At 62.7% G+C, this 23,475-nt stretch carries 20 protein-coding genes and 1 tRNA gene; 14 read left to right on the forward strand and 7 right to left on the reverse strand.

Translation table 11 applies throughout. The features are described from left to right. Window positions 1–124: 124 nt before the first annotated feature. On the forward strand, window positions 125–883 hold the full coding sequence (ispD, locus tag ACTJK4_RS16350; protein ID WP_433867520.1) for a 2-C-methyl-D-erythritol 4-phosphate cytidylyltransferase: 759 nt from the start codon (window positions 125–127) through the stop codon (window positions 881–883). Next, a complete protein-coding gene (gene ispF, locus ACTJK4_RS16355; protein ID WP_440818405.1) occupies window positions 880–1,386 on the forward strand; it encodes a 2-C-methyl-D-erythritol 2,4-cyclodiphosphate synthase in 507 nt (168 codons plus the stop codon). Before ispD ends, ispF begins: the two co-directional genes overlap by 4 nt. An 81-nt stretch (window positions 1,387–1,467) precedes the next feature. On the opposite strand, the gene ACTJK4_RS16360 is transcribed toward ispF, so the two are convergent. From ACTJK4_RS16360 to ompR, 4 genes are all read right to left on the reverse strand, one after another. Beyond that, window positions 1,468–1,989 (reverse strand): carboxymuconolactone decarboxylase family protein, encoded by a 522-nt coding sequence (locus tag ACTJK4_RS16360; RefSeq protein WP_440818406.1) that lies wholly within the window; start codon window positions 1,987–1,989, stop codon window positions 1,468–1,470. Between the two features lie 76 nt (window positions 1,990–2,065). Next, window positions 2,066–2,614, reverse strand: a complete 549-nt coding sequence (locus tag ACTJK4_RS16365; protein WP_440476566.1) for a peroxiredoxin — start codon at window positions 2,612–2,614, stop codon at window positions 2,066–2,068. A gap of 283 nt (window positions 2,615–2,897) precedes the next feature. Further along, entirely contained in the window at window positions 2,898–4,259 is a 1,362-nt protein-coding gene (locus ACTJK4_RS16370) for an ATP-binding protein (protein WP_232042906.1), read from the reverse strand. 33 nt (window positions 4,260–4,292) lie between these two features. After that, entirely contained in the window at window positions 4,293–5,015 is a 723-nt protein-coding gene (gene ompR / locus ACTJK4_RS16375) for an osmolarity response regulator transcription factor OmpR (protein ID WP_004627064.1), read from the reverse strand. A 190-nt stretch (window positions 5,016–5,205) separates the two neighbouring features. Here ompR and ACTJK4_RS16380 point away from each other — a divergent pair, with 190 nt between their 5' ends. The 4 genes from ACTJK4_RS16380 (at window position 5,206) to ACTJK4_RS16395 (ending at window position 10,922) form a co-directional block, all read left to right on the forward strand. Next, window positions 5,206–5,652, forward strand: a complete 447-nt coding sequence (locus tag ACTJK4_RS16380; protein ID WP_232042905.1) for a hypothetical protein — start codon at window positions 5,206–5,208, stop codon at window positions 5,650–5,652. 69 nt (window positions 5,653–5,721) lie between these two features. Continuing rightward, on the forward strand, window positions 5,722–7,347 hold the full coding sequence (locus ACTJK4_RS16385) for a DUF1800 domain-containing protein (protein WP_440818407.1): 1,626 nt from the start codon (window positions 5,722–5,724) through the stop codon (window positions 7,345–7,347). Window positions 7,348–7,372: 25 nt separating this feature from the next. Beyond that, complete coding sequence (locus ACTJK4_RS16390) at window positions 7,373–8,557, forward strand: DUF1501 domain-containing protein (protein WP_414560687.1); 1,185 nt, start codon at window positions 7,373–7,375, stop codon at window positions 8,555–8,557. Window positions 8,558–8,780: 223 nt separating this feature from the next. Next, window positions 8,781–10,922 carry a glycoside hydrolase family 28 protein gene (locus ACTJK4_RS16395; RefSeq protein WP_440818567.1) on the forward strand — a complete coding sequence of 714 codons (2,142 nt, stop codon included), beginning with the start codon at window positions 8,781–8,783 and terminating at the stop codon, window positions 10,920–10,922. Window positions 10,923–10,928: 6 nt separating this feature from the next. Here ACTJK4_RS16395 and hpnD read toward each other — a convergent pair whose 3' ends face one another. Further along, the gene (gene hpnD / locus ACTJK4_RS16400; RefSeq protein WP_440818408.1) at window positions 10,929–11,762 is read right to left on the reverse strand and encodes a presqualene diphosphate synthase HpnD; all 834 of its coding nucleotides are present in this window, start codon (window positions 11,760–11,762) and stop codon (window positions 10,929–10,931) included. 186 nt (window positions 11,763–11,948) lie between these two features. Between hpnD and ACTJK4_RS16405 the strand changes: the two genes are divergently transcribed. From ACTJK4_RS16405 to ACTJK4_RS16420, 4 genes are all read left to right on the forward strand, one after another. Then, window positions 11,949–13,157: an efflux RND transporter periplasmic adaptor subunit gene (locus ACTJK4_RS16405; protein ID WP_440818409.1), complete on the forward strand. Its 1,209-nt coding sequence runs from the start codon at window positions 11,949–11,951 to the stop codon at window positions 13,155–13,157. A 42-nt stretch (window positions 13,158–13,199) separates the two neighbouring features. Beyond that, complete coding sequence (locus tag ACTJK4_RS16410; protein WP_414560685.1) at window positions 13,200–16,319, forward strand: efflux RND transporter permease subunit; 3,120 nt, start codon at window positions 13,200–13,202, stop codon at window positions 16,317–16,319. Window positions 16,320–16,469: 150 nt separating this feature from the next. Next, window positions 16,470–16,556 (forward strand) — tRNA-Leu (locus tag ACTJK4_RS16415). 229 nt (window positions 16,557–16,785) lie between these two features. Beyond that, window positions 16,786–17,190 carry a VOC family protein gene (locus ACTJK4_RS16420; protein ID WP_440818410.1) on the forward strand — a complete coding sequence of 135 codons (405 nt, stop codon included), beginning with the start codon at window positions 16,786–16,788 and terminating at the stop codon, window positions 17,188–17,190. A gap of 137 nt (window positions 17,191–17,327) precedes the next feature. Here ACTJK4_RS16420 and ACTJK4_RS16425 read toward each other — a convergent pair whose 3' ends face one another. Together ACTJK4_RS16425 and ACTJK4_RS16430 are read right to left on the reverse strand one after the other, a co-directional pair. Then, the gene (locus ACTJK4_RS16425) at window positions 17,328–17,516 is read right to left on the reverse strand and encodes a CsbD family protein (protein WP_232042898.1); all 189 of its coding nucleotides are present in this window, start codon (window positions 17,514–17,516) and stop codon (window positions 17,328–17,330) included. Between the two features lie 219 nt (window positions 17,517–17,735). Continuing rightward, a complete protein-coding gene (locus ACTJK4_RS16430) occupies window positions 17,736–19,055 on the reverse strand; it encodes an MFS transporter (protein ID WP_232042897.1) in 1,320 nt (439 codons plus the stop codon). Window positions 19,056–19,215: 160 nt separating this feature from the next. Here ACTJK4_RS16430 and cyoA point away from each other — a divergent pair, with 160 nt between their 5' ends. From cyoA to cyoD, 4 genes are all read left to right on the forward strand, one after another. Continuing rightward, window positions 19,216–20,268 carry a ubiquinol oxidase subunit II gene (gene cyoA / locus ACTJK4_RS16435; protein ID WP_322016754.1) on the forward strand — a complete coding sequence of 351 codons (1,053 nt, stop codon included), beginning with the start codon at window positions 19,216–19,218 and terminating at the stop codon, window positions 20,266–20,268. Between the two features lie 115 nt (window positions 20,269–20,383). Beyond that, window positions 20,384–22,387, forward strand: coding sequence for a cytochrome o ubiquinol oxidase subunit I (cyoB, locus tag ACTJK4_RS16440; protein ID WP_440818411.1), 2,004 nt, complete (start codon window positions 20,384–20,386; stop codon window positions 22,385–22,387). Further along, window positions 22,380–23,045: a cytochrome o ubiquinol oxidase subunit III gene (gene cyoC, locus ACTJK4_RS16445; RefSeq protein WP_440818412.1), complete on the forward strand. Its 666-nt coding sequence runs from the start codon at window positions 22,380–22,382 to the stop codon at window positions 23,043–23,045. Before cyoB ends, cyoC begins: the two co-directional genes overlap by 8 nt. Beyond that, window positions 23,042–23,467 carry a cytochrome o ubiquinol oxidase subunit IV gene (cyoD, locus tag ACTJK4_RS16450; RefSeq protein ID WP_232042893.1) on the forward strand — a complete coding sequence of 142 codons (426 nt, stop codon included), beginning with the start codon at window positions 23,042–23,044 and terminating at the stop codon, window positions 23,465–23,467. Before cyoC ends, cyoD begins: the two co-directional genes overlap by 4 nt. Window positions 23,468–23,475 lie beyond the last annotated feature (8 nt).

Genomic DNA, 23,475 nt, shown 5'->3' on the forward strand with positions numbered 1-23,475 from the left:
CGCCGGCATGTGCAGGCGGGGTGTCGTGGCGCAGACCGCTATTATAAAATCCGCGGCAGTCGCGCGCTTGGCGAGGGCCAAAAACCACGCAAATGCCGCGCCCACGTTCACATTCCCGCCTGCCATGTCGATTTCCTTCCCCGGCCGACGCCGTTTTGCGCTGATTCCCTCGGCGGGCACCGGCTCGCGTGCCGGCGGTGACCTGCCCAAGCAATATCAGGTGATCGCCGGGCGGCCGATGCTGTGGCACACGGCGCAGGCGTTCCTGGCCAGCCCCGAAATCGACTCCGTGCTTGTGGTGACAACGCCCGGCGCACAACCGCTGGTGCAGCGATTTCCCGACGGTGGTTTTGACGCGCCCGAGCTGGTGGAGGTCGATTGCGGTGGCGATTCGCGCCACGCATCTGTCGCCCACGGGTTGGCGGCGTTGCGAGGTTTGGGTGCGCACGACGACGATTGGGTGCTGGTACATGACGCGGCGCGCCCGGGCCTGACACCGGCCCTGATCGCGCGTTTGGTCGCGGCGGTAGAGGCCGAAGGCACGCAAGCTGCGGGGGGCATCCTTGCACTGCCCGTGGCTGACACGCTCAAACGTGCCGATGCAGCACAGCACATCGGCGCGACCGTGCCGCGCGATGGACTGTGGCAAGCGCAGACGCCGCAGATGTTTCCGCTTGGCCTGCTGGAGCGCGCCTTGCGGGAAGCGCTGTCGCAACATCGCATCGTCACCGATGAAGCCAGCGCGATTGAAGCCGCCGGTCACTCGCCGCTGCTTGTGCCGGGGGCGCTGCGCAACTTCAAGGTGACGTATCCCGACGATTTCGCGCTCGCCGAGGCCATCCTCGGGCAGAACGCACAACCCAACGAGGCATCGCAAGCATGAACTGGATGGACATCCGCATTGGCCAGGGCTACGACGTGCACGCGCTGGTGGAGGGCCGCAAGCTGATCCTGGGTGGCGTGGAGATCCCGCACACGCGCGGCCTGCTCGGCCACTCCGATGCTGACGCGCTGCTGCATGCGATTACCGATGCGCTGTTCGGCGCCGCCGGCCTGGGCGACATCGGCCGGCACTTTCCCGACACCGATCCGGCTTTTGCCGGTGCCGACAGCCGCGTGCTGCTGCGCGAAGCTGTGCGCCGCGTGCACAAGGCCGGCTATGCGGTCGGCAATGTCGACGCCACCGTCATCGCGCAGAAGCCGAGACTCGCGCCACACGTGCCAGGCATGGTGGCCAACCTTGCCGAAGACTTGGGCATTGCGCCTGAGCGGTGCAACGTCAAGGCCAAGACCAACGAGAAGCTCGGCTTCGAAGGCAAGGAAGAAGGCATCGTTGCGCAGGCGGTGGTGTTGATCTATCGCGCAGAAGCCGCCGAGCAGGACTGAGTTCGGGGCGCCATCACGCCAAGGCAGACGGCAGCACCGGAGCGAACCGGGCTGCCGTTTTCGTTTGTGCAATCGGTGCGATTATTCGGCCGCAATGACCTGCGCCGCCGCATTGATGGCCGCCGCAATGCGGCCGACGTCGCGCAATTGCTGCGCGCTCATGCCCTGGTGATTCTTCAGCAGTTCGTAGTGCGATTTGATGCAGAAATGACATTTGCCGATGATGGAAGCGGCCAGCGCGTACATCTCGAACCGGCGCTTGTCGACGCCGCCGTTGTTGGCGTAGGCATTCATGCGCAATTCCGCCTTCTGCTGCGCAAGGTCGGAGTCATCAGCCATCTCGACGTACGGATACCAGACGTTGTTCATGCCCATGAGGGCAGCGGCGGTCAGTGCCCCGGTCACCTCCTCGGGCGAGAGCACTCCCGCGTTGCGGATGGCGTCGGTCAGCACCTTGCTCTTCGTGGCAAACGCGGCCGCCAGCGCGACGCCCACCGCGTCATTGCCCTCTAGCGACGAGCGCGCGATCGTGCTGTCCAGGTTTAGGCGGATGTCTTTGGCGTAGTCGGGAATCCGGCCCTTGATCGTCTGCAGAAATTCCATCGATTCCTCCTGTCAGCGGGCACTGAAAACGAAAGCCCGCGGCAAGGGCGGGCTTCGGCTGAGCGCTGCGCGGCCGTTACAGCGTCGAGCCGCCAACCGCGCGGTTGCACGGGCACAGCTCATCTGTCTGCAGGCCGTCGAGAATGCGCAGCACTTCGTCCGGGTTGCGACCCACGTTCAGGTTGTTGACCGACACGTGCTGGATCACGTTGTCCGGGTCGACGATGAAGGTCGCGCGCAACGCAACGCCGGCCTCGTGCTCGCGTACGCCAAGCTGGTCGACCAGCGCACCCGTGGAGTCTGCAAATGACCACTGATTCAGCTTGTTCAGGTCTTTGTGCTCGCGGCGCCATGCAAGCTTGACGAATTCGTTGTCGGTCGAGCCGCCAAGCACGATCGTGTCGCGGTCGGCAAAGTCATCGTTCAGTTTGGCGAAGGCGACGATTTCGGTCGGGCAGACGAAGGTGAAGTCTTTCGGATAGAAGAAGATGACTTTCCATTTGCCTGGGAACGAGGTCTCGGTGATGTCTTCGAACGCCGACGCGCCGTTCTCCTCGTGATTGTTGAACCCGGGCTTGACGCCGACGACCTTGAACGGTTCGAGCTTGTCACCAATGGTCTTCATGAGCTTCTCCTGGAGTTGTGTGGCAATGGGTAAGTAACCCAAAGGGGACTGGCAGACACACGCTCACCGGCCGCCCGGTCAGGCTGGGGCATCCGGACGGATACGAAGAACGCGCAGGCGTGCAGCCTGGCGGCTGGAGTATTGGCGATGAATTGAAAACCGGCCAATTGATATTCTCAACGCCGGCCATAGCGCCGCCCGCCGCCGCACCTTATCGGCGACGCATGAAAGTGGTGGGAAGCAGGGGGTGTGCCCGGACGCGCCGGCCAGACGGTGTGCCTGATCAGGCGCGTGCGTAGCAGGCGCTGACGAGCAGTCCCGTTTCGGGCGGAGTGCGGTTCTCGAGCACAAGGCGGCCGCCGCTGCGCTGCAGGATGCGATTGACGATCGACATACCCAGCCCGGCGCCCTTGGCTTCGCTGCGCGCCGATTCAAGGCGGTAGAACGGTCTGGTGAGCAACGCAAGCTGATCCGTCGGCACACCCGCACCGCGATCGGCCACGCACAATACAACCTCGTTGCCTTGCAGGAACGTGCTGACGGTAATCTCGGCGCGGTTCGTGCCTGGGGTCTTGCCGTAGCGCCGTGCGTTTTCGATCAGGTTGTCGAGAATGCGCTGCGTTTCCATGCGGTTGCAGCGGGCGATGGCCTCGGGCGCGAGCTTGAGCGTGAGGTCGATATCGTCGTGTGCCGAGTAGACGGGCGCCGTGTCGCGCACGAGTTCGGTCAGGTCCACGTCTTCGAGCATTTCGCCGCTGGGGCGCGCGTAGTCGAGGAACTGACCAATGATTGCGTCCATCTGTTCGATGTCGGCGACCATCAGTTCGCGCGTTTGCTCGTCGACGGGGCTCATTTCCGTTTCCAAGCGCAGGCGCGTGAGCGGCGTGCGCAGGTCGTGCGAGATGCCGGCTAGCATGACAGCGCGATCAGCCTCAAGCTGTTTGAGGTCGCGCACCATCTGGTTGAAGCTGTGATTCGCCTGCGCCACTTCGGTGCCGCCGCCCTCGGGCAGCGCCTTCGGATCGTCTCCGGCACTGATGGCGCGCGCCGTATCAGCGAGGCGTTTGAGCGGCTGGTTCACGCGTGACGTAATGAACGCCGCGCCCAGCACCGACAGCACCAGCGCCGCCATCGACCACCACAGCCATTGCAACCCCGGCACGTGCTCAAACCGGTCGGGGCTGATGGCGACCCAGTAGTCGTCGCCCTCGATCTGGAAGCTCACCCACACGCCCGGGATGTCATTGACGGCCGTGGCGATTACCGCGTCGGCACCGAGCCGGTTGCGGATTTCCTGCTGGACAAGCTGCGTCAGGTACGGATTGGTGTGCGGTTCGCGGTATTCGTCTTCCTTCTCGCGCGGGTAGACCTTGATGCCCTCGTTCTGCACGAGATCGAGCAGCAGGAAGCGGCGTCGCGACGGATCCGAATACAGCAGCGCCGCCCGCGTGAGCTTGACCACGCTGACCACCTGCATGGCGATCTGCTGCGCGCGCGGCTCACGCTCGAAAATACGGAAGCTCTGGAACCACACGCCCAGAGAGATCGCGATCAGCAATGCGATCAGCATGAAGGTTCGCCAGAACAGCGAACCAAACACACTGATCAGCAGACGCCGCAACGCGGCCGGACGCGGAATGCGCAAGTCGGATGCGGAAAATAAGGGTTGCTCGGATGCTTACTTGGCGCCGTCGGGAATGAACACGTAGCCCAAGCCCCACACGGTTTGGATGAAGCGGGGATTGCTGGCGTCCGGTTCGATCAGCTTGCGCAGGCGGGAAATCTGCACGTCCAGGCTGCGGTCGAACACTTCGTATTCACGGCCGCGCGCCATTTCCATCAGCTTTTCGCGCGATAGGGGTTGGCGCGGATGGCGCGCAAACACCTTGAGCACGGAGAATTCGCCCGTCGTGAGGGTGATCTCTTCGTCGTTTTTCTTGAGTGTGCGCGTGGCCAGGTTGAGTACGAAATCGCCAAACGCGAAGGTTTCGGGCGTCTCTGACGGAGCACCGGGGATTTCGGCCGGCCCGCGGCGGCGCAACACGGCGTGAATGCGCGCGATCAGCTCGCGGGGGTTGAAGGGCTTGGGCAGGTAATCGTCCGCGCCCATTTCGAGGCCGACAATGCGGTCGACGTCTTCGCCCTTGGCGGTGAGCATGATGATCGGCGTCTGATCGTTTGCGCCGCGCAGGCGACGGCAGATCGACAGGCCGTCTTCACCCGGCATCATCAGGTCGAGCACGAGCAGGTCGAAGCGCTCGCGCAGCCAGAGTTTGTTCATGGCCGTGGCGTTTTCTGCCACCAGCACGGTGAAGCCCTGTTCCCCGAGGTAACGGCGCAGCAGATCGCGCAGGCGAGGGTCGTCGTCGACGACGAGAATCTTTTGACCGGAATTTTCCATGGCGCTAATGGTAACGACAAAAACATGGGCCCAATGGACAACAGAAGGCAGTAAAAGCCCAATTGAAACAGACGGTTACATTATTTACCGAGTCACGCGAACAGTCTGTAGGACGCGCAGCTACACTGCTCTGGCAGTTCCTCGCAACGGTTTGGGGTCTGTCGACCCCCGCGGAGGGGACTGGCGTGCAATGCGGTTGCCTGTTATCGATTGTCGCGCAATGATGCATGGCGCATCGGTTTCCAGCAACAAAGACGTGGCTTCTCAACTTCCTTTTTCGAATCGCTCGGTGATGTCTCGGCGGCGCGCGGCGCTGTTGACCTGTGTTCTTGCCCTCTGTGCGGCCGGCTCGCAGGCGCACGCGCGCGGTGAACGCGGTGGCTTTGGCGGATTCGGCGGCTTTTTCGGCGGCGGGCATGCGATGCACGCCGGCGCGCCTGATAAGAAGGGTGGACAGGGTCCGGCGCGCGGCCGTGGGGGCGAGGAACGTAGCCGCCGCGCCGCTGCGATGGAGAACCGCCGTGGAGAGAATGCCGATCGTGGGGCTCCGCAACGCAAGCTGTCTCCGGAAGAGCGCAGGCAATTGCGTCAGAACATCTATGACGTCACGCGGGATATCTACCACCGTGGCGGCTAGGTAGGGGCCGAGGAAAGGCGCGCGAGTCGCTGCCCCGGCAAAGCAGTAGGGTCGTCTCGGGGGACCGACATGCGAATCCGTAGCACCACCATCTTCTTGGCGCTGGCAGCCGCCGGCGCGCTTTCACTGCAGACCGCGCATGCGGCAACGCAGAACACGCCACATCGCCATACCGCGCAGGCCAAGGCGTCCGCCGCCGACGAGCAGCGCCTGGACCGCGACGATGCGCGCTATTTCCTCACCCGCATCGGCTTTGCGCCTTCCGAGAGTGAGCTCGACGCCTACGCCGGGCTCACGCACCGCGAAGCTGTCGACCGCGTCCTTGCTCAAACGGGCACTGTTGCCACGCAGGCGCCGCCCGCTTGGGTGAGCGATCCGATCATCCCGTACAACAAGCTCCCGGACGAAGACGCCCGCAAGGCGGCACGCCAGAAGAACGGTGCGCACGAGCTGGAACTGCGCGCATGGTGGATGGGCGAGATGATCAAGACGCCGTCGCCGCTGACAGAGCGCATGACGCTGTTCTGGCACAACCATTTCGTTTCCAGTTCGCAGAAGGTGCAGTTCGCACAGTTGATGTACCGGCAGAACGTGCTGCTGCGCCAGAACGCAGTCGGCAATTTCGGCACGATGCTGCACGCCATCGGCAAAGACCCGGCGATGCTGATTTACCTGGACGGCGCCGAGAGCCGCAAGGGCAAGCCGAACGAGAATTTCGCACGTGAGGTGATGGAGCTGTTCACGCTCGGCGAGGGCCATTACACCGAGCAGGACATCAAGGAAGCGGCGCGCACCTATACCGGCTGGAGCATCGATCGCGAGCACGATTTCGCCTACATCTGGCGGCCGCAGATTCACGACACGGGCGTGAAGACGGTGTTCGGCCAGAGCGGCGATTACGACGGCGACCAGATGCTCGACATCCTGCTGTCTCGCCCAGAGACGGCGAACTTTATCGTCACCAAGCTCTGGCACGAGTTCGTTTCGCCGGACGTGGATGTGGCACAGGCCCAGCGGGTGGCCGATGCGTTTCGGGCAAGCGGCTACGACATCAAGGTGGCGCTGCGCGGGCTGTTCTTGACGCCGGCGTTCTGGGCTCCGCAATCGCGCGCGACGCTGGTGAAGTCGCCGGTAGAGATGATTGTCGGCACGCTCAAGCAGTTCAACGTGCAGTACACCGACCCCACGCCGTTTGCGATCAAGTCCGCGCAGCTCGGGCAGAACCTGCTGGCACCGCCCAACGTCAAGGGCTGGCCCGGCGGCGATGCCTGGATCAACTCGAACACCCTGCTGGGGCGCAAGCAGTTTCTCGATCAACTATTCCGCTCCACCGAGATGAAGGCCCCGCCGGCCAAGCAACAGGCGCAACAGCAGAAGCCCGGCATGATGATGGCCGCCATGCGGGAAGACCTGAAACAGGGAGGCTCCGTGCAGGGCCTGGGCCTGGCGCTCAAGGGCATGGGGCGGGAAGGCCGCTTCAAGCTGGCGCAGTCGCAGACGATGGTGTCGTTCAACTCGGACAAGTGGCTGGCGCAGTTCGGCGCGGACGGAGACGACCCGCCGCAACTGGCGCCGCGCATCTCGATCCAGCGCGCGGTGTTGCCGATCGAGCCGACCGCGCCCATTCCCGTCAAGCTGGCCGGTACGGCATACCTGCGCACGCTGATGATGGACCCGGCTTATCAGTTGAAGTAACGCCACCGCTGCGGGAGCACACATCATGGAACGTCGCGATTTTCTGAAGGCCGGTGCCATGCTCGGCGTGGGTGGCGCAGTGCCGGGGGTTGTCTTTGCGCAAGGGCAGGACAAGCGCAAGGGCTACGGCAACCTGCTCATCCTCATTGAACTCAAAGGCGGCAACGACGGGCTGAACACCGTGGTGCCGTATACGAGCGCGCAGTACTACGCGCTGCGCCCGCGCATCGCCATCAAGCGGGAGCAGGTGCTGCAACTGGACGACCGCTACGGCTTGCATCCGTCTTTGCAGGCGATGATGCCGCTGTGGCAGGCGGGTGAATTGTCGGTGGTGCAGGGGCTGTCGTATCCGCAGCCGAATCTTTCGCACTTCCGCTCGATCGAGATCTGGGACACGGCCTCGCGCTCAGACCAATACCTGCGCGAAGGCTGGCTGACGCGTGCGTTTGCCGCAAAGCCCGTGCCGTCATCGTTCGGCGCCGACGGCGTGATCATCGGCAGTGCCGATCTCGGCCCACTCGACGGCGGCGCACGCGCGGTCGCGCTGGCCAATCCCGATGCGTTCCTCAACGAAGCCAAGCTCGCGATGCCTTCCCATGCGATGGGCAACGCCACGCTCGCACATGTGCTGAAGGTCGAGGCGGACATTGTCAAAGCCGCCGACGGCCTGCGCCCGAAGTCTGGCAAGTTTGCGTTCCAGACGCACTTTCCTGACGGCGGGTTCGGCAATTCGATCAAGGCGGCGATGCAGGTGGTGGCTGCGCCAGGCCATGGCGGTGCGGACGTAGCCGTGGTGTGCCTGTCGCTCGGCAGCTTCGATACGCATACCAACCAGCCGGGCACGCAGGCGAACTTGCTGCGCCAGTTGGGTGAGGGCATGGCTTCGCTCAAGAGCGCGTTGACGGAGCTGGGCCGCTGGAACGACACGCTGATCGTCACGTATTCGGAGTTCGGCCGCCGCCCGCGCGAGAACCTGAACAACGGTACGGATCACGGCACGGCTGCCGCGCATTTCGTGGCTGGTGGCCGCGTAAAGGGCGGACTGGCCGGGCAGGGGCCGGTGCTGGAACGCTTGGACGGCGGCGGCAATCTCGACCCGTCGGTCGATTTCCGCTCGCTTTACGCCACGGTGCTGGAGCGCTGGTGGGGGATGGATTCCCAATCCGTGCTGGCGGGCCGGTTTGCGCCGCTGGATCTCATCAAAGCCTGAGTTACGCCTATCGGGCGGGCAGATTGCCTCTGCAGGCGTTAAGCCCGCCCAACTCCATCGATCTTCTCTGACAGGTTTCGCGCTTGCCATGGCGATGCACGGGAAAACCCTGCCTTGACCATTGATATATCAATAAATAGATTCTGATATATCAAAAAGGCGTGTGCCGACCCGATTGGCGGACCACAACAATGAGGAGACCTTCGTGAGTGCATTGCAGACAATGAAAAAGCGGCACCGACAATCGGCTGGCTTGATTGCGATGCTGATTGCAGCGGCAATCGGGCTGGCGGCATGCGGCGGCGGCGATGCGACATCGTCGAACACATCGGGCACTGGCACTGGCACCGGCAGCCCGGCAGCCGCCGTCTTTCAGGTCGGCACAGCCACCACTGACGCAAACCTGCCACCCGAGCCAACGCTGCCGACCGACGCACAGGTCTGTGCGACGCTGCAGGCGAGCAATTCACTGGTGAGCCGACCGGACGGTGCGCTGCCGCCGGAAGCTGATCCGTCGACAGTTGGTGTGGGTGTTGCAGTGACGACAGCCAAGGCGAACCCAGACCAGGCGCGCATCCAGGCCGCGCTCGATGCGTGCGGTGCGTCGGTTGACGCGGAAGTCGGTGCAACCATCGCCGCGGCGGACGCGACTGCCACGGCTGCTCAGACTGCGGCTGCAGTCCCCAATGTCAACATCGCCGGTGCGACTGGCGAAGAGCTTGCGAAATCGCAGTACCGTGCGTCCAAGTTTGCCGTGCGTCTTGTTGTGAACCCGAGCGGCCCGGGCAACGCGTTCATTAGCGGCCCGCTGACATTGCCCTCTGGCGTGACGCTTTGGATCGACAAGGGCGTCACGCTGTATGCATCGCGCGATGTCATGGCCTATTCGCCCAACGCGGCAGGGCCGTACTGCGGCAACACGGCCGTCAGCGCGACAAAGGCTGGCAGTTCCAGCAACTGCACGGCGCTGATCACCGGTACGAACATCGTCAACTCCGCCGTGGTTGGCGATGGGCGGATCGATGGCCGTGGCTACGCAGAAATCGTCACGTCAAATGCCAAGTACCCGCTGATGAAGGTCGACCTGACCTGTTCGAACACCTACGCCGCGTACAAAACCGGCACTGTAGCGGCTGACGGTACGCCTTGCGACAACGGCGGCACGGTGGTCGATTCGAAATCGCCGGCGCGCAACATGACGTGGTGGGATCTGGCCTATCTCGGCAACATGGTCGACAACGGCACGACGGGCGTCGGTTCGCAGTCGAACTTCCGGCTGATGGTGTTCAACTATGCGAAGAACCTCACGCTGTATCGCGTCACGCTGAGCAATAGCCCGAACTTTCATGTCGTGCCCAGCGGCGTCGATGGCCTCACCGTCTGGGGTGTGAAGGTGCAGACGCCCAACCTTGCCGCGTTTGCGAACCCGGCAGGCAACGGCAATCCGCTGTACACCGGTGCGACGTTCACGCGCGACAACGTGAAGAACACGGACGCGTTTGATCCGGGTTCTGCCTCGAAGGCGATCTCGGGCAAGTTGTCGACCGGCAGCACGACCACATCGGCCGGGCCCATTTCGTTTGATGGCTATCTGAAGAACTTCGTGTTTGCCTACAACTACGTCAGCACAGGCGACGACGACATCGCGCTCAAGGGGAGCGCCAACCCGTCGCCGGCCGGCTCGGGCCTGTTCGGGGTGGATGGCAACCGTGGCGTGCGATCCGACCGCAAATACGGCATCGTGATCGCGCACAACCATATCTACTGGGGTCACGGCATCTCGATCGGCAGCGAAACGAATGCGGGCGTGACGAACGTGCAGGTCTACGACAACGCGTTCTGGAATTCGGAAGAGGGCCTGCGCATCAAATCGGATTACGCGCGCGGCGGCGAAGTCAGCAACATTCAATACGCCAACATCTGCATTCGCGATGCGACGAACGCGCTGCTGTTCACGCCGTACTACAGCACGAAGGCCGTGCCGTCGGGTGGGCCGCTGTATCCGAATTTCCACGATATTTCGCTGAACAACGTGGTCATCCAGGGCAGCGCCGGGGTGAAGCTGCAGGGCTTTGAAGCGAACACCGGTGGATACGGGGAGCCGGCATTCCCGCTCGGGATGTCGTTGACCAACGTGATTGCCGATAGGCCAGCCAGCATCGCGGTGACGTCGTCGGACGCCAACCTGACGCTCAACAACACGAACCTGCCGCTGTTCCCGTCGACGGCAAATCGCGTGGCATTGATGGGCAGCCCAACGCAGTCGATCGATCCGACCCAGTACCTTGATTGCTCGAAGGCGTTTGTTGACTTTCCTGGGATCGATCAGTCGAGCATTTTCGGTACGACCTGGGCTTCGCAATAAGACGCGTCAGGCGCGGATCTGCGTCTTCCAGGCCAGCCACAGCTTGCGCAGCGGCGTCAGGTCCGTGCGCTGCGTAAGCACCTGGAAGCCGTCGGCTTCCACCTCGTCGAGCAGGCGCATGGCCAGCACGCCGCGAATCAGCGCCGAGCGCTGGGCGCGGCGATCTTCTGCCGGCAGCGCGGCCAGTGCTTCCTTGTACGTTGCGCGGGCGCGCTCGGCCTGAAATGCCATCAACGGCTTGAAGCCCTCGGCATACCGGCGGTTGAACAGATCGGCAGCCGGTACGTTGAAGCGCTGCAGTTCGTCGACGGGGATGTAGACGCGGTTGTGGCGCACGTCTTCGCCCAGGTTCCGGACGAAATGCACGAGCTGCTCGGCCAGCGCCATCAGCCGTGCGAATTCCAGCGTGCGTGCATGCGTCTGTCCGGCAATGCGGGCCGTCAGCCGACCTGCCACGCCAGCCACTTGATCGCCGTGGCGGCGCAGGTTGGGCCAATCCAGATAGCGGTTCTGCATGGCATCGGCCTCGACGCCGGCCAGCAATTCGCCCAGATGCACGGCGCCGATATCGTAGGGAGCCAGATGTGGCTGCAATGCCTTGGCCGCCGGGTGCTCGGGGCGGCCGTCAAACAGCCGCGCCAGTTCTTGTCGCCACCACTGCAGCTTCGATTGCACGACCGCCGGATCGCTCGCATCGCGCACGGCGTCTTCCAGCGCACGGCGCACGGCTTCCAGGGCGATGGTCGCGCGGCGGCGTTCGGGTGCCAGAAACAATACGCTGTAGTACACGTCGCTGCCGGGCGGGGCGGCCTTGTCGGCGCAGTAATCGTCGGGGGTCACGGAAAGGGCCGTCGTGGTGAGGTTTGAAGCGGGGCGGCCATTCTACAGCGCGTTGCAGCGCAGCATGCCGCAAAGCCTTGCTTGAACAGCTACCAAGAAAAGTCAATCAGACGCGGCCGTGTCGTTGACCCTGCGCATTGCCGTGGGTATATTACTGACCGGTCAGTTATTTACTGAGAGCGTGTCATGCCAGCGTTGCGTTTGCCGTACCCGCATTCCGACTTCACCGGTTTCTCCGACACGCGGTCTCGGCCGCGCAGGCGTTCATTGCCGATGACGACATCGGCCGCCTTGTTGATCGGCGCGGCGCTGCTGGCCGGATGCAGCAAGGAGGCGCCCAAGGTGCCCGAAGTGCGCCCCGTGCGCACCATGACCGTCACCAGCGAGCAGGGCGCCGGCACGGCCGAGTTCTCAGGCGACGTACGCCCACGCATTGAATCGCGCCTGGGCTTCCGTGTGCCGGGCAAAATCATCGCCCGCCTGGTGGACGTGGGCGCCACCGTCAAGAAAGGCCAGGTGCTCGCACGGCTGGACCCGACCGATCTCGCCCTCGCTCAGCAATCGTCCCAGGCTCAGTTGTCCGCCGCCAAGACCGACCGCGATCTGGCCGCGGCGGATCTCAAACGCTATTCCGAACTGTTCGCCAAGGGTTTCATCAGCGCGGCCGAGCAGCAACGCCATCAAGCCAACTATGACGCCGCACAAGCCCGCTACGAGCAAGCCGGAGCCGGTTATCGCAACCAGGTGAATCAAGCCGGATATGCCACGCTGGAAGCCGGCGCCGATGGCGTGGTGACGGGCGTCGATGCCGAAGTCGGGCAGGTGGTTTCGGCCGGACAGCCGGTCGTGCGCGTGGCGCAGACGGCAGAGAAGGAAGTCGTGGTCGGCATTCCCGAAGACCAGGTCGATACGCTGCGCAAATCGCCCGAGGTGAGCGTCAAGTTGTGGGCGGATCAGTCGCGCAGCATTCCGGCCAAGGTACGCGAGATTGCACCGGCGGCCGACCCGCTCACGCGCACGTACACCGTGAAGATTTCGGTACCGAATCCGCCGCCTGAACTGAGGCTCGGCATGACGGCAGTGGCCACGTTTGTGCGGCCCGGCGGTGGCGCAGACAGCGGCGGCATGGGCGTACGCGTGCCGATCAGCGCGCTGCTGCAGGACCAGGGCAAGAACGTGGTGTGGCTGTACGACGCCGCATCGCAAACGGTAAAACCCGTGCCGGTGACGGTAGGCGCGCCGCGCGACAACGTGCTGCTGGTGACGAGCGGCCTGCAACCCGGCCAAACCATCGTGACCGCTGGCGTGCACCTGCTCAAGGCCGGCCAGAAAGTGATGCCGATGGCGCCGGCCGATCAGCCGTCGGCGCAGTCCGCCATCACGCCGCGCCGGTAAGCCACACCCGGCTTCCGCCCCAACACGCCAACCTTCGCGCGTATGGAACATTCCCGTTTCAACCTGTCACGCTGGGCGCTTGAACATCAGCCGCTCACGCGCTTCTTGCTGGTGGCGCTGTTGCTCGGCGGCATCTTTGCGTATTCCAAGCTGGGGCAGGATGAAGATCCGCCCTTCACCTTCCGCGCGATGGTCGTGCAGGCCTTCTGGCCCGGCGCCACGGCCGAGCAGATGTCGCGCCAGGTGACCGACAAGATCGAGAAGGCGCTGCAGGAAGTGCCGTACGCCTGGAAGATCCGCAGCTACTCCAAGCCCGGCGAAACGCTCGTGACCTTCCAACTGGCCGACACGTCGCCCGCCAAGGAAACGCAGCAGCTCTGGTACACCGTGCGCAAGAAGGTGGGCGATATCGCGCCCACGCTGCCTCAGGGTGTGCGCGGACCATACTTCAACGACGATTTCGGCGACGTGTATGGCTCGATCTATGCGTTGTCAGCCGATGGCTTTACATACCGCCAGCTCAACGACTACGCCGATGCGATCCGCCAGCAATTGCTGCGCGTACCCAATGTCGCCAAGGTCGAGCTGCTGGGCGACCAGGACGAAAAGATCTACATCGAGTTCCAGCAGGCCAAGCTGGCGCAGATGGGGCTCGATATCAACAGCATCGCCACGCAGATCAGCCAGCAGAACAACATCGGCCCCAGCGGTGTGCTGGTCACCCCGACCGATAACGTGCAGATTCGCCTCTCAGGCCAGTTCTCGGACATCCGCGATCTGGAAAACCTGACGCTGCGCGGCCCCGGCGGCACGACGAACATCCGCCTGGGCGATATCGCCACCGTCAAGCACGGCTACGTGGATCCGCCGCACGCCAAGATGCGCTTCAACGGCAAGGAGGTGATCGGCCTGGGCATCTCGATGACCAAGGGCGGCGACATCATCCAGCTTGGCAAGGACTTGCGCGCGACGGTCGACAAGATCCGCGCGAAGCTGCCCGTGGGCGTTGAGATGGAGCAGGTGCAGAACCAGCCGAAATCGGTGCAGAGCTCCGTGGGCGAATTCGTGCATGTGCTGATCGAGGCGGTGGTGATCGTGCTGGGCGTGAGTTTTCTTTCGCTGGGTCTGCACACCAAGCCGAAGTTGCGCATTGACGTGTGGCCGGGCCTGGTGGTGGGCCTGACGATCCCGCTGGTGCTGGCGGTGACGTTCCTGTTCATGAATATCTTCGACATCGGGCTGCACAAGATTTCGCTCGGTGCGCTGATCATCGCGCTGGGTCTGCTGGTGGACGACGCGATCATCGCGGTCGAAATGATGGTGCGCAAGCTGGAAGAGGGCTTCTCCAAGATGGAAGCGGCCACCTTCGCGTACACCTCGACCGCCATGCCGATGCTGACCGGCACGCTGATCACCGCCACGGGTTTCCTGCCGGTGGGGCTCGCGCGCTCGACGGTGGGTGAATACACGTTCGGCATCTTTGCGGTGACGGCGCTGGCGCTGGTGCTGTCGTGGTTTGCGGCAGTGGTGTTTGTGCCGTATCTGGGCTTCCTGCTGCTGCGGACCAAATCGCATGTGGAAGGCGGCGGGCACCATGAGCTGTTCGACACGCCGTTCTACAACCGCTTTCGCGGCTGGGTGAATTGGTGCGTGGAGTACCGCAAGACGGTGATCGTCATCACGCTGGTGGCGTTTGGGCTGGGCGTGTTCGGCTTCAAGTATGTCGAGAAACAGTTCTTCCCCGATTCCAGTCGCCCTGAGCTGATGGTGGAGCTGTGGTTGCCGGAAGGCTCGAGCTTCAACCAGACCGAAACCGAAGCCAAACGCTTTGAAGCACTGATGCGCAAGGAGCAGAACGTCGATAGCGTGACGCTGTTCATCGGCTCCGGCGCGCCGCGCTTCTATCTGCCGCTGGACCAGATTCTTCCGCAGACCAATGTGGCGCAGGCCATCGTGATGCCCACCTCGCTGGAGGCGCGCGAGGGGGTTCGGCAACACGTCATCGGGCTGCTCAAGTCGCAATTCCCGCATTTGCGTGGCCGTGTGAAGCTGCTGCCGAACGGACCGCCCGTGCCGTATCCGGTGCAGTTCCGCGTGATGGGCCCGGACATTGGCGGGGTGCGCAAGATTGCCGATCAGGTCAAGGCCATCATGAGCGCCAACCCGAACACCGTGGGCGTGAACGACAACTGGAACGAGAACGTCAAGGTGCTGCGCCTGGACATCGACCAGGACAAGGCGCGCGCCCTGGGCGTGTCGACCGGTTCCATCTCGCAGGTCACGCAGACGGTGATGTCTGGCGCGCCCATTGCCCAGTACCGCGACGGCGACAAGCTGCTCGACATCGTGATGCGTCCGCAGGAAGACGAGCGCAACACGCTCGACGCCCTGCAGCGCGTGCAAGTCCCGACCAGCAGTGGCCGCACGGTGCCGCTGACCCAGGTGGCGCGCGTTGGTTTTGCGTGGGAACCTGGCGTGATCTGGCGCGAGAACCGCGACTACGGCATCACCGTGCAGTCCGACGTGGTGGACGGTGTGCAGGGCCCGACCGTGACGGCGCAGATCAACCCGCTGCTCGACAAGATTCGCGCTGACTTGCCGCCGGACTATCAGATCAAGATTGCTGGCGCGGAAGAGGAGAGTGCCAACGCAGGTGCATCGATTGCCGCGCAGATGCCGCTGTGCATCTTCATCATTTTCTTGTTGCTGATGCTCCAGCTGCATAGCTTCTCGCGTTCTGTGATGGTGTTCCTGACGGGGCCGCTGGGCCTGATTGGGGCTGCGGCGACGCTGCTGCTATTGCGCGCGCCGATGGGCTTCGTTGCGCAGCTTGGCATCACGGCGCTGATCGGCATGATCATCCGCAACTCGGTCATTCTGGTCGACCAGATCGAGCAGGACGTGGCGGCCGGCGTGCCGACCTGGACGGCTATCGTCGAAGCGGCCGTGCGGCGTTTCCGCCCCATCATCCTGACCGCGGCCGCGGCGGTCCTGGCAATGATTCCGCTGTCGCGCAGCGTGTTCTGGGGCCCGATGGCCGCCGCCATCATGGGTGGCCTGATCATCGCCACGGTGTTGACGCTGCTGTTCCTGCCGGCACTGTATGCGGCGTGGTTCCGCGTCAAGCGGCCCGATGCGGAGGCGGCGGCGCCGGCTGTCTGACGTTTGCGTTCCTGGGGCAGGTGCGAGGGAGGGGACTCGAACCCCTCCACCAAGCCATGCAGCGCGGGGGATGGAAACCCCCGAGCGACTGCGATATAATCGCGGGCTTCCTTTCCGGCGCTCCTACTCAGGGGCGCCGCGATCCATCCGGCGAGGGTGGCGAAATTGGTAGACGCACCAGGTTTAGGTCCTGACGCCAGCAATGGTGTAGGGGTTCGAGTCCCCTCCCTCGCACCAAAATTCCCATTGAAGATCAATGGCTTAGATTTTCAAATTATTGAAAATCCAGCCGTTCTCCCGCATCCGGCTTTCCGGTCGGCTTGCCTGCGCTCAGTCGTCGAGGACGGCGGAGGCTTGCAGACGCCGTGGTTCTCTAGCGATCCGCACCCGTCTGGGAGCACACTTTGCTGAAGGCTCTCAGGTCGCCTGAACCCGGCGCCCACTTGGCATTGTTCGGAGATATTCCATGCTCAAAGACAGCGACGTATCAACTCGGATTCCGGCGCAGGACCTCGCACGAGCCCGGCAGTTCTATTCGTCAAAGCTGGGGCTGGAGCCGATTGAAGAGCGGCCCGGTGGCTTACGTTACAAGTGCGGGAATGGCTATTTCACGTTATTTCAGTCGGCCGGAACGGCGTCTGGTGCCCATACGCAAATGGGTTGGGACGTCCATGACATCGAGGCGACCGTTAGTGAGCTGAAACGGCGAGGCGTTGCCTTTGCGGAATACGACTTCCCCGGCCTCAAGACCGTGAACGGCATTGCACGCATTGAAGGAAATTACCCGTCCAGGGTCGGGGCGGCAGAAAAGGGCGCGTGGTTTCGAGACAGCGAAGGCAATCTTCTGGCCATCGGACAAACTGTTTTTTGAGCGCGACGGGGGCGGTCGCATCGTGCAGTGGCGACATATCTGGTCCGCTGTGCATGGAAAAAAGGGCGACCGGTTGGTCGCCCTTTTTCCGGGTCATGGGCATCCTCGCCAGGCGGCTGCACCCATACGTGCGCCCGTTAGCGGGATTTCTTCGCGATGTCCTTCGCTGCTTCCTTGACGTCTCCCGCATCCTTGCGGGCTTGGCCGCCGGCTTGCTGGAGGTCGCCCTTCAGCTCACGCGCGGGATTGTTCGTCGCTTTGCCCATGGCCTCGTTGACCTTGCCCTTCATCTTCTCGACAGTCCCTTTCACTTGGTCCTTGTTCATGATCCGCTCCTTTGAAAATGCGCCCTTGCGCACAGGAACGGAATAGCAGGCGACGTGCCTGCGGACGACTTGATCGGATCGCGCGATGGAGCCCTGCGAGACACGATCGCAGGAAATTGAATCGGGGTGAGCACGCTTCAGCCATGGTTTCCCCGCCGGCACACGGCTCTACGCCGAAGCGTAGACATCGAGGTCCGGCGGACTCTATGGGCAACTGCACTACGCGTCCGGCGTCCCGAGCGCCTTATTGATCCGCAGCGCTACCAGCGTCCCCACCACGCCTGAGAGCAGATACAGGCTCACCGCACCGAGCCCGAACAGCGAGGACAAACCTAACGCCACGAGCGGCGCGAATGCCGCACCGAACAGCCATCCAAAATCGGTCGTCAGCGCAGCCCCGGTATAGCGGAATCGGCTTTCGAAGTTGGACGTGACCACGCCGGCTGCCTGGCCGTAAGACAGCCCCAGCAGACCGAAGCCGATCAGGATGAACGCGTCCTGGCCCGCAACACCGCCATCGAGCAGCCACGGCGCGGCCAGGCTGAAGATGCCAATCAGCACGGCCATGGCCGCCAAGGTGGTGCGTCGGCCGAAACGGTCTGCGATCAGGCCGGAGACCAGCGTACCCACAAACGCAATCGCAGCGCCGATGATCTGGACGGTCAGCACGGCAGGCACAGTCTGTGTCTTGCGCAGCGACACCCATGACAGGGGAAACACGGTGACCAGATGGAATAGCGCGTAGCTTGCCAGCGCGGCGAAGGCGCCCAGGAAGATGTTGAAACCTTGCGCATTCACCATCTGCAGGGTGCTGATGGGCTCCAGCTCTTCTTCCTCAAGCAGTTGCGTGTATTCGTGCGTGACCACCAGCCGCAGCCGCGCAAACAGCGCCACCACGTTGATGGCAAACGCGACATAGAACGGATAACGCCAGCCCCAATCGATAAATTCCTGAAACGTCAGGCTGGTGTAGAGGAACAGGAACAGCGCGCCAGCAATGATGAAGCCGGTGGGTGCGCCCAGTTGTCCGACCATGGCGTACCAGCCGCGCTTGTTTTCCGGCGCATTCAATGCCAGCAGCGATGGCAGACCGTCCCACGAACCGCCAAACGCGATGCCCTGCATGAAGCGGAACAGCGCCAGCAAATAGATTGCCGAGTGGCCGATCGATGCATACGACGGCAAGAACGCAATGCCCACCGTGGCCGTGCCAAGCAGGAATAACGACGCTGTCAGCTTGGTGCTGCGCCCCCATCGGCGCTGGATGCGCATGAACAGCGCCGTGCCGAAGGGGCGGCCGATAAAGGCGAACGAGAAGACCGTGAAGCTGAACAAGAGCCCAGCGAGTTCACTCGCAAACGGAAAATAGACCGTCGGGAACACCAGCACCGACGCGATGCCGTAGACGAAAAAGTCGAAGTACTCCGACGCTCGCCCGATCACGACGCCTATGGCGATCTCTGCCGGAGCAACTTCATGGTGTCCTGGTGCCGGAGGTGCAGTGGGCGACGCGCGATGCTGGTGGGTCAGACTTGCCATCGTGGAGTCTCCATCGAGATTTCGGGGGAGGGGGTGTCGTACGGCGATCAAAAAAAGTCCGTCATCACAAGACCAGAATAGCGCCTAAACTGCAACGACAAGTCGAAAGATCGTTGGGCCATCCCAGCGCGACGTTAACCAAACGCCACTTCCGAGACCCATGCCACGCTTCAATGCAGTAGTGACACCCCTTGGAATTACGGGAAGGTCGCTTTGGCGAGGTGCAGCAATTGCCTTGTTGGTGACCCTTGCTGGTTGTAGCAACGCCGTGCTGTTGTCGCCGGCTGGCGACATGGCGGTGCGACAGCGGGACTTGATCATCATTGCAACGTGCCTGATGTTGCTGATCATCGTGCCCGTGATTTTTCTTACGCTGCTGTTTGCGTGGCGATATCGGGAGAGCGCCGAAAACGCGCCCTACAACCCCGATTGGGACCATTCCACCGTGCTGGAGCTGGCCATCTGGGCTGCGCCGCTGCTCATCATCATCACGCTGGGCGCCATCACCTGGGTCAGCACCCATCAGTTGGATCCGTATCGGCCGCTGACGCGGCTTGATCAGAATCGCCCGGTGCCTGCCGAGACCAAGCCACTCACCGTGGAAGTGGTGGCGATGGACTGGAAATGGCTGTTCGTCTATCCCGAGCAAGGCATTGCGACTGTCAACGAGTTGGCCGCTCCTGTTGACCGCCCGATTTCGTTCCGTATCACGGCGACCACGGTCATGAACGCGTTCTTCGTGCCGTCGCTGGCAGGCATGGTCTATGCGATGCCGGGCATGGAAACCAAGCTTCATGCGGTGATCAACCGGCCCGGCGTTTATGACGGGTTCTCGTCCAACTACAGCGGCGCGGGCTTCTCGCACATGCGGTTCAAATTCCATGGTCTGTCGAACGAAGAGTTTGACCGGTGGGTCCAGCAGGTCAAGTCGTCTGGCACGGCGCTGTCCAAGGACACCTATCTGAAGCTGGCCACGCCCAGCGAGAGCGAACCGGTGCAGCGCTACGCCAGCGTGGCGCCAGACCTGTATGACCGCATCCTGAACCGCTGTGTGGATAGCCAGGCATGCCTGGCGGACACCATGGCGAGCAACCGCAACGTCAGGCGCTTCGACCCTACGGCGGAAATCTGTACCGCCAGCAATACGGCCGATGCCATGCCGATGTTTGCGCCAGATGCCGCCATCAACGACGGTCGAAGGCTGTTGCGGTAGCCGAGGGCCTTGCGTCGTTCCGGTCCTTTCCGCTTTTCAGCTCTTTCAGTCCCTTTGACGTTTTTCGCCAACATTGATCGGCCAGAATTGGTCAATACAGGCACAGGTGACATCCATGCCCGAGCGTTCCGAACTCGCCAACATGATCTTTGGCCGCCTGACGTGGGAGGCCATTCCGTATCACGAGCCCATCCTGCTCGCTACCTTCGCGGTCGTCGCGCTTGGCGGCCTTGTGGTGGTCGGGGCGCTGACGTACTTCCGGCTCTGGGGTTACCTCTGGCGTGAGTGGTTCACGAGCATCGACCACAAGAAGATCGGCATCATGTATGTCGTGCTCGGCATCGTGATGCTGCTGCGCGGCTTTGCCGATGCTGTCATGATGCGCATCCAGCAGGCGGTGGCCTTTGGCGACAACCTTGGCTACTTGCCGCCGCATCACTACGACCAGATCTTCACCGCACACGGCGTGATCATGATCTTCTTCGTCGCCATGCCGCTGGTGACGGGGCTGATGAACTTCGTCATGCCGCTGCAGATTGGCGCGCGCGACGTGGCGTTCCCATTCCTCAACAACTTCAGCTTCTGGATGACCACGGGCGGCGCCGTCCTGGTGATGATGTCGTTGTTCGTGGGCGAATTCGCGCGCACCGGCTGGCTGGCCTATCCGCCGCTATCGGGCATCCTTGCAAGCCCGGATGTGGGCGTCGATTACTACATATGGGCGTTGCAGATAGCGGGGGTCGGTACCGTGCTATCGGGCATCAATCTGCTGGTGACCATCGTCAAGATGCGCGCGCCGGGCATGACGCTGATGCGCATGCCGATCTTCACGTGGACGGCACTGTGCACCAACGCGCTCATCGTTGCAGCGTTTCCGGTGCTGACGGCCGCCGTGACCCTGCTCGCTTTGGACCGCTACGTCGGCACCCATTTCTTTACGGTCGAGCAGGGCGGCAGCGCGATGATGTATGTGAACCTGATCTGGATCTGGGGCCATCCCGAGGTCTACATCCTGGTGCTGCCGGCGTTCGGCATCTTCTCGGAAGTGGTCGCCACGTTCTGCCGCAAGCGCCTGTTCGGCTACGCGTCAATGGTCTACGCAACGGTCGTGATCACCGTGCTGTCTTACCTGGTGTGGCTCCATCACTTCTTCACCATGGGGTCTGGCGCCAGCGTCAACTCGTTCTTCGGGATCACTACGATGATCATCTCGATCCCGACGGGCGCCAAGATCTTCAACTGGCTGTTCACGATGTACCACGGCAAGATCCGCTTCGAGCCGCCGATGCTATGGACGATCGGGTTCATGGTCACGTTCGTGGTGGGCGGCATGACCGGCGTGCTGCTGGCGGTGCCGCCGGCAGACTTCTCGCTGCACAACAGCCTGTTCCTGATCGCACACTTCCACAACGTGATCATTGGGGGCGTGCTGTTCGGCCTCATGGCAGGCATCACCTACTGGTTCCCCAAAGCGTTTGGGTACCGCCTCGTATCGTCGTGGGGCAAGGCTTCGTTCTGGTTCTGGTTTGTCGGCTTCTACTTTGCGTTCATGCCGCTGTACTGGCTGGGCATGCTTGGGGTGACACGCCGCATGAACCATTTCGATGATCCCTCCTTGCAAATCTGGTTCCAGATCGCCGCGTTTGGTGCGCTGCTGATCGCCATCGGGATTGCCTGCTTCCTGATCCAGCTCGTGGTCAGCTTCCGGCGCCGCGAGGAACTGCGCGATACGACAGGCGACCCGTGGAACGGCCGCACGCTGGAATGGTCAACGTCGTCGCCGCCGCCGCAGTACAACTTCGCATTCACGCCGCTCGTCCATGACGCCGATGCCTGGTGGCAAATGAAGCAGTACGGCTACCGGCGTCCGCAGGAGGGCTTCAAGCCGATTCACATGCCCAAGGGCACCGCTGCCGGCATCGTGCTCGCAGGGCTCTCGACGGTGTGTGGCTTTGCGCTGATCTGGCATATCTGGTGGCTTGCCATCGTGTCGTTCGCGGCCACGATCGTCTCGGCAATCGTTCACACCTTCAACTACAAGCGCGATTACTACATTCCGGCCGAAGATGTGGTCCGGACCGAAGCATCGCGCACCCAACTGATGGCAGGCCATGGCTGAAACGACCACATCCCTGCAAGTGACCGGCCCCACGGGTACCACCACGGTGGATGACGTACCGCCGGGCGGGTATCAGTTCCACGTCACCGAAGAACCTCACGTACCAAACGGCACGCTGCTCGGGTTCTGGCTGTACCTGATGAGCGATTGCCTGATCTTCGCGTGCCTGTTTGCCGCTTACGGCGTGCTCGGCCGCGAGTACGCAGGCGGGCCCACCGGGGCGGAACTCTTCGAGCTGCCGCTGGTGGCGCTCAACACATCGTTCCTGTTGCTGTCGTCCATTACCTATGGCTTTGCGATGCTGCAGATGCAGCAGAACAAGGTCTCGGCCATGCAGATCTGGCTGGCCATCACGTGGGTCTTAGGCGCTGCGTTTCTTGCGGTGGAGCTTTACGAATTCGCGCACCTGATACACGAGGGCGCGGGGCCCACGCGCAGCGCGTTCCTGACCTCGTTCTTCTCGCTGGTCGGCACGCACGGGCTGCACGTAACGTTTGGCCTGATCTGGTTGATCGTGCTGATGCTGCAAGTGTCGAGGCACGGGCTGATCACAGCCAACAAGCGCCGGCTGATGTGCCTATCGATGTTCTGGCACTTTCTGGACGTTGTCTGGATCGGCGTCTTTACCTTCGTCTACCTGATGGGAACGCTGCCATGAGCGCGCAAGATCAAACGATGAACGGACACGGTGGTGCCCACGATGCGCATCATCACGAAGAAGAGATCGGACCGCACGCCACGCTGGGCGGCTACCTGACAGGTTTCGTGCTGTCTGTCTTCCTGACGGCGATTCCGTTCTGGCTGGTGATGGCGAATGTGTTCGACAGATCGTCGACCACGGCGGTGGCGATCCTGCTCATCGGCGCGGTACAGATCGTGGTGCACATGATTTATTTCCTGCACATGAACGCCAAGTCCGAAGGCGGCTGGAACATGCTGTCGCTGATGTTCACGCTCGTGCTGGTGGTCATTACGCTCAGCGGTTCGCTGTGGGTGATGTACCACCTGAATACAAACATGATGCCGCACATGCGGCCGGCGCAGACGACACCCGCCGTCCTGCCGGCCCGAACGCAATAGAGGCAATA

Origin of the sequence: Ralstonia sp. 22111 (genome assembly GCF_052045895.1) — a bacterium.
GTDB lineage: Bacteria > Pseudomonadota > Gammaproteobacteria > Burkholderiales > Burkholderiaceae > Ralstonia > Ralstonia wenshanensis.

What these genes read in the sequence shown, in the direction of transcription:
- ispD (WP_433867520.1), top strand. Translation starts at nt 125, where the DNA reads ATGTCGATTTCCTTCCCCGGCCGACGCCGTTTTGCGCTGATTCCCTCG.
- ispF (WP_440818405.1), top strand. Translation starts at nt 880, where the DNA reads ATGAACTGGATGGACATCCGCATTGGCCAGGGCTACGACGTGCACGCG.
- ACTJK4_RS16360 (WP_440818406.1), bottom strand. Translation starts at nt 1,989, where the DNA reads ATGGAATTTCTGCAGACGATCAAGGGCCGGATTCCCGACTACGCCAAA.
- ACTJK4_RS16365 (WP_440476566.1), bottom strand. Translation starts at nt 2,614, where the DNA reads ATGAAGACCATTGGTGACAAGCTCGAACCGTTCAAGGTCGTCGGCGTC.
- ompR (WP_004627064.1), bottom strand. Translation starts at nt 5,015, where the DNA reads ATGGAAAATTCCGGTCAAAAGATTCTCGTCGTCGACGACGACCCTCGC.
- ACTJK4_RS16380 (WP_232042905.1), top strand. Translation starts at nt 5,206, where the DNA reads ATGCGGTTGCCTGTTATCGATTGTCGCGCAATGATGCATGGCGCATCG.
- ACTJK4_RS16385 (WP_440818407.1), top strand. Translation starts at nt 5,722, where the DNA reads ATGCGAATCCGTAGCACCACCATCTTCTTGGCGCTGGCAGCCGCCGGC.
- ACTJK4_RS16390 (WP_414560687.1), top strand. Translation starts at nt 7,373, where the DNA reads ATGGAACGTCGCGATTTTCTGAAGGCCGGTGCCATGCTCGGCGTGGGT.
- ACTJK4_RS16395 (WP_440818567.1), top strand. Translation starts at nt 8,781, where the DNA reads ATGAAAAAGCGGCACCGACAATCGGCTGGCTTGATTGCGATGCTGATT.
- ACTJK4_RS16405 (WP_440818409.1), top strand. Translation starts at nt 11,949, where the DNA reads ATGCCAGCGTTGCGTTTGCCGTACCCGCATTCCGACTTCACCGGTTTC.
- ACTJK4_RS16410 (WP_414560685.1), top strand. Translation starts at nt 13,200, where the DNA reads ATGGAACATTCCCGTTTCAACCTGTCACGCTGGGCGCTTGAACATCAG.
- ACTJK4_RS16420 (WP_440818410.1), top strand. Translation starts at nt 16,786, where the DNA reads ATGCTCAAAGACAGCGACGTATCAACTCGGATTCCGGCGCAGGACCTC.
- ACTJK4_RS16425 (WP_232042898.1), bottom strand. Translation starts at nt 17,516, where the DNA reads ATGAACAAGGACCAAGTGAAAGGGACTGTCGAGAAGATGAAGGGCAAG.
- ACTJK4_RS16430 (WP_232042897.1), bottom strand. Translation starts at nt 19,055, where the DNA reads ATGGCAAGTCTGACCCACCAGCATCGCGCGTCGCCCACTGCACCTCCG.
- cyoA (WP_322016754.1), top strand. Translation starts at nt 19,216, where the DNA reads ATGCCACGCTTCAATGCAGTAGTGACACCCCTTGGAATTACGGGAAGG.
- cyoB (WP_440818411.1), top strand. Translation starts at nt 20,384, where the DNA reads ATGCCCGAGCGTTCCGAACTCGCCAACATGATCTTTGGCCGCCTGACG.
- cyoC (WP_440818412.1), top strand. Translation starts at nt 22,380, where the DNA reads ATGGCTGAAACGACCACATCCCTGCAAGTGACCGGCCCCACGGGTACC.
- cyoD (WP_232042893.1), top strand. Translation starts at nt 23,042, where the DNA reads ATGAGCGCGCAAGATCAAACGATGAACGGACACGGTGGTGCCCACGAT.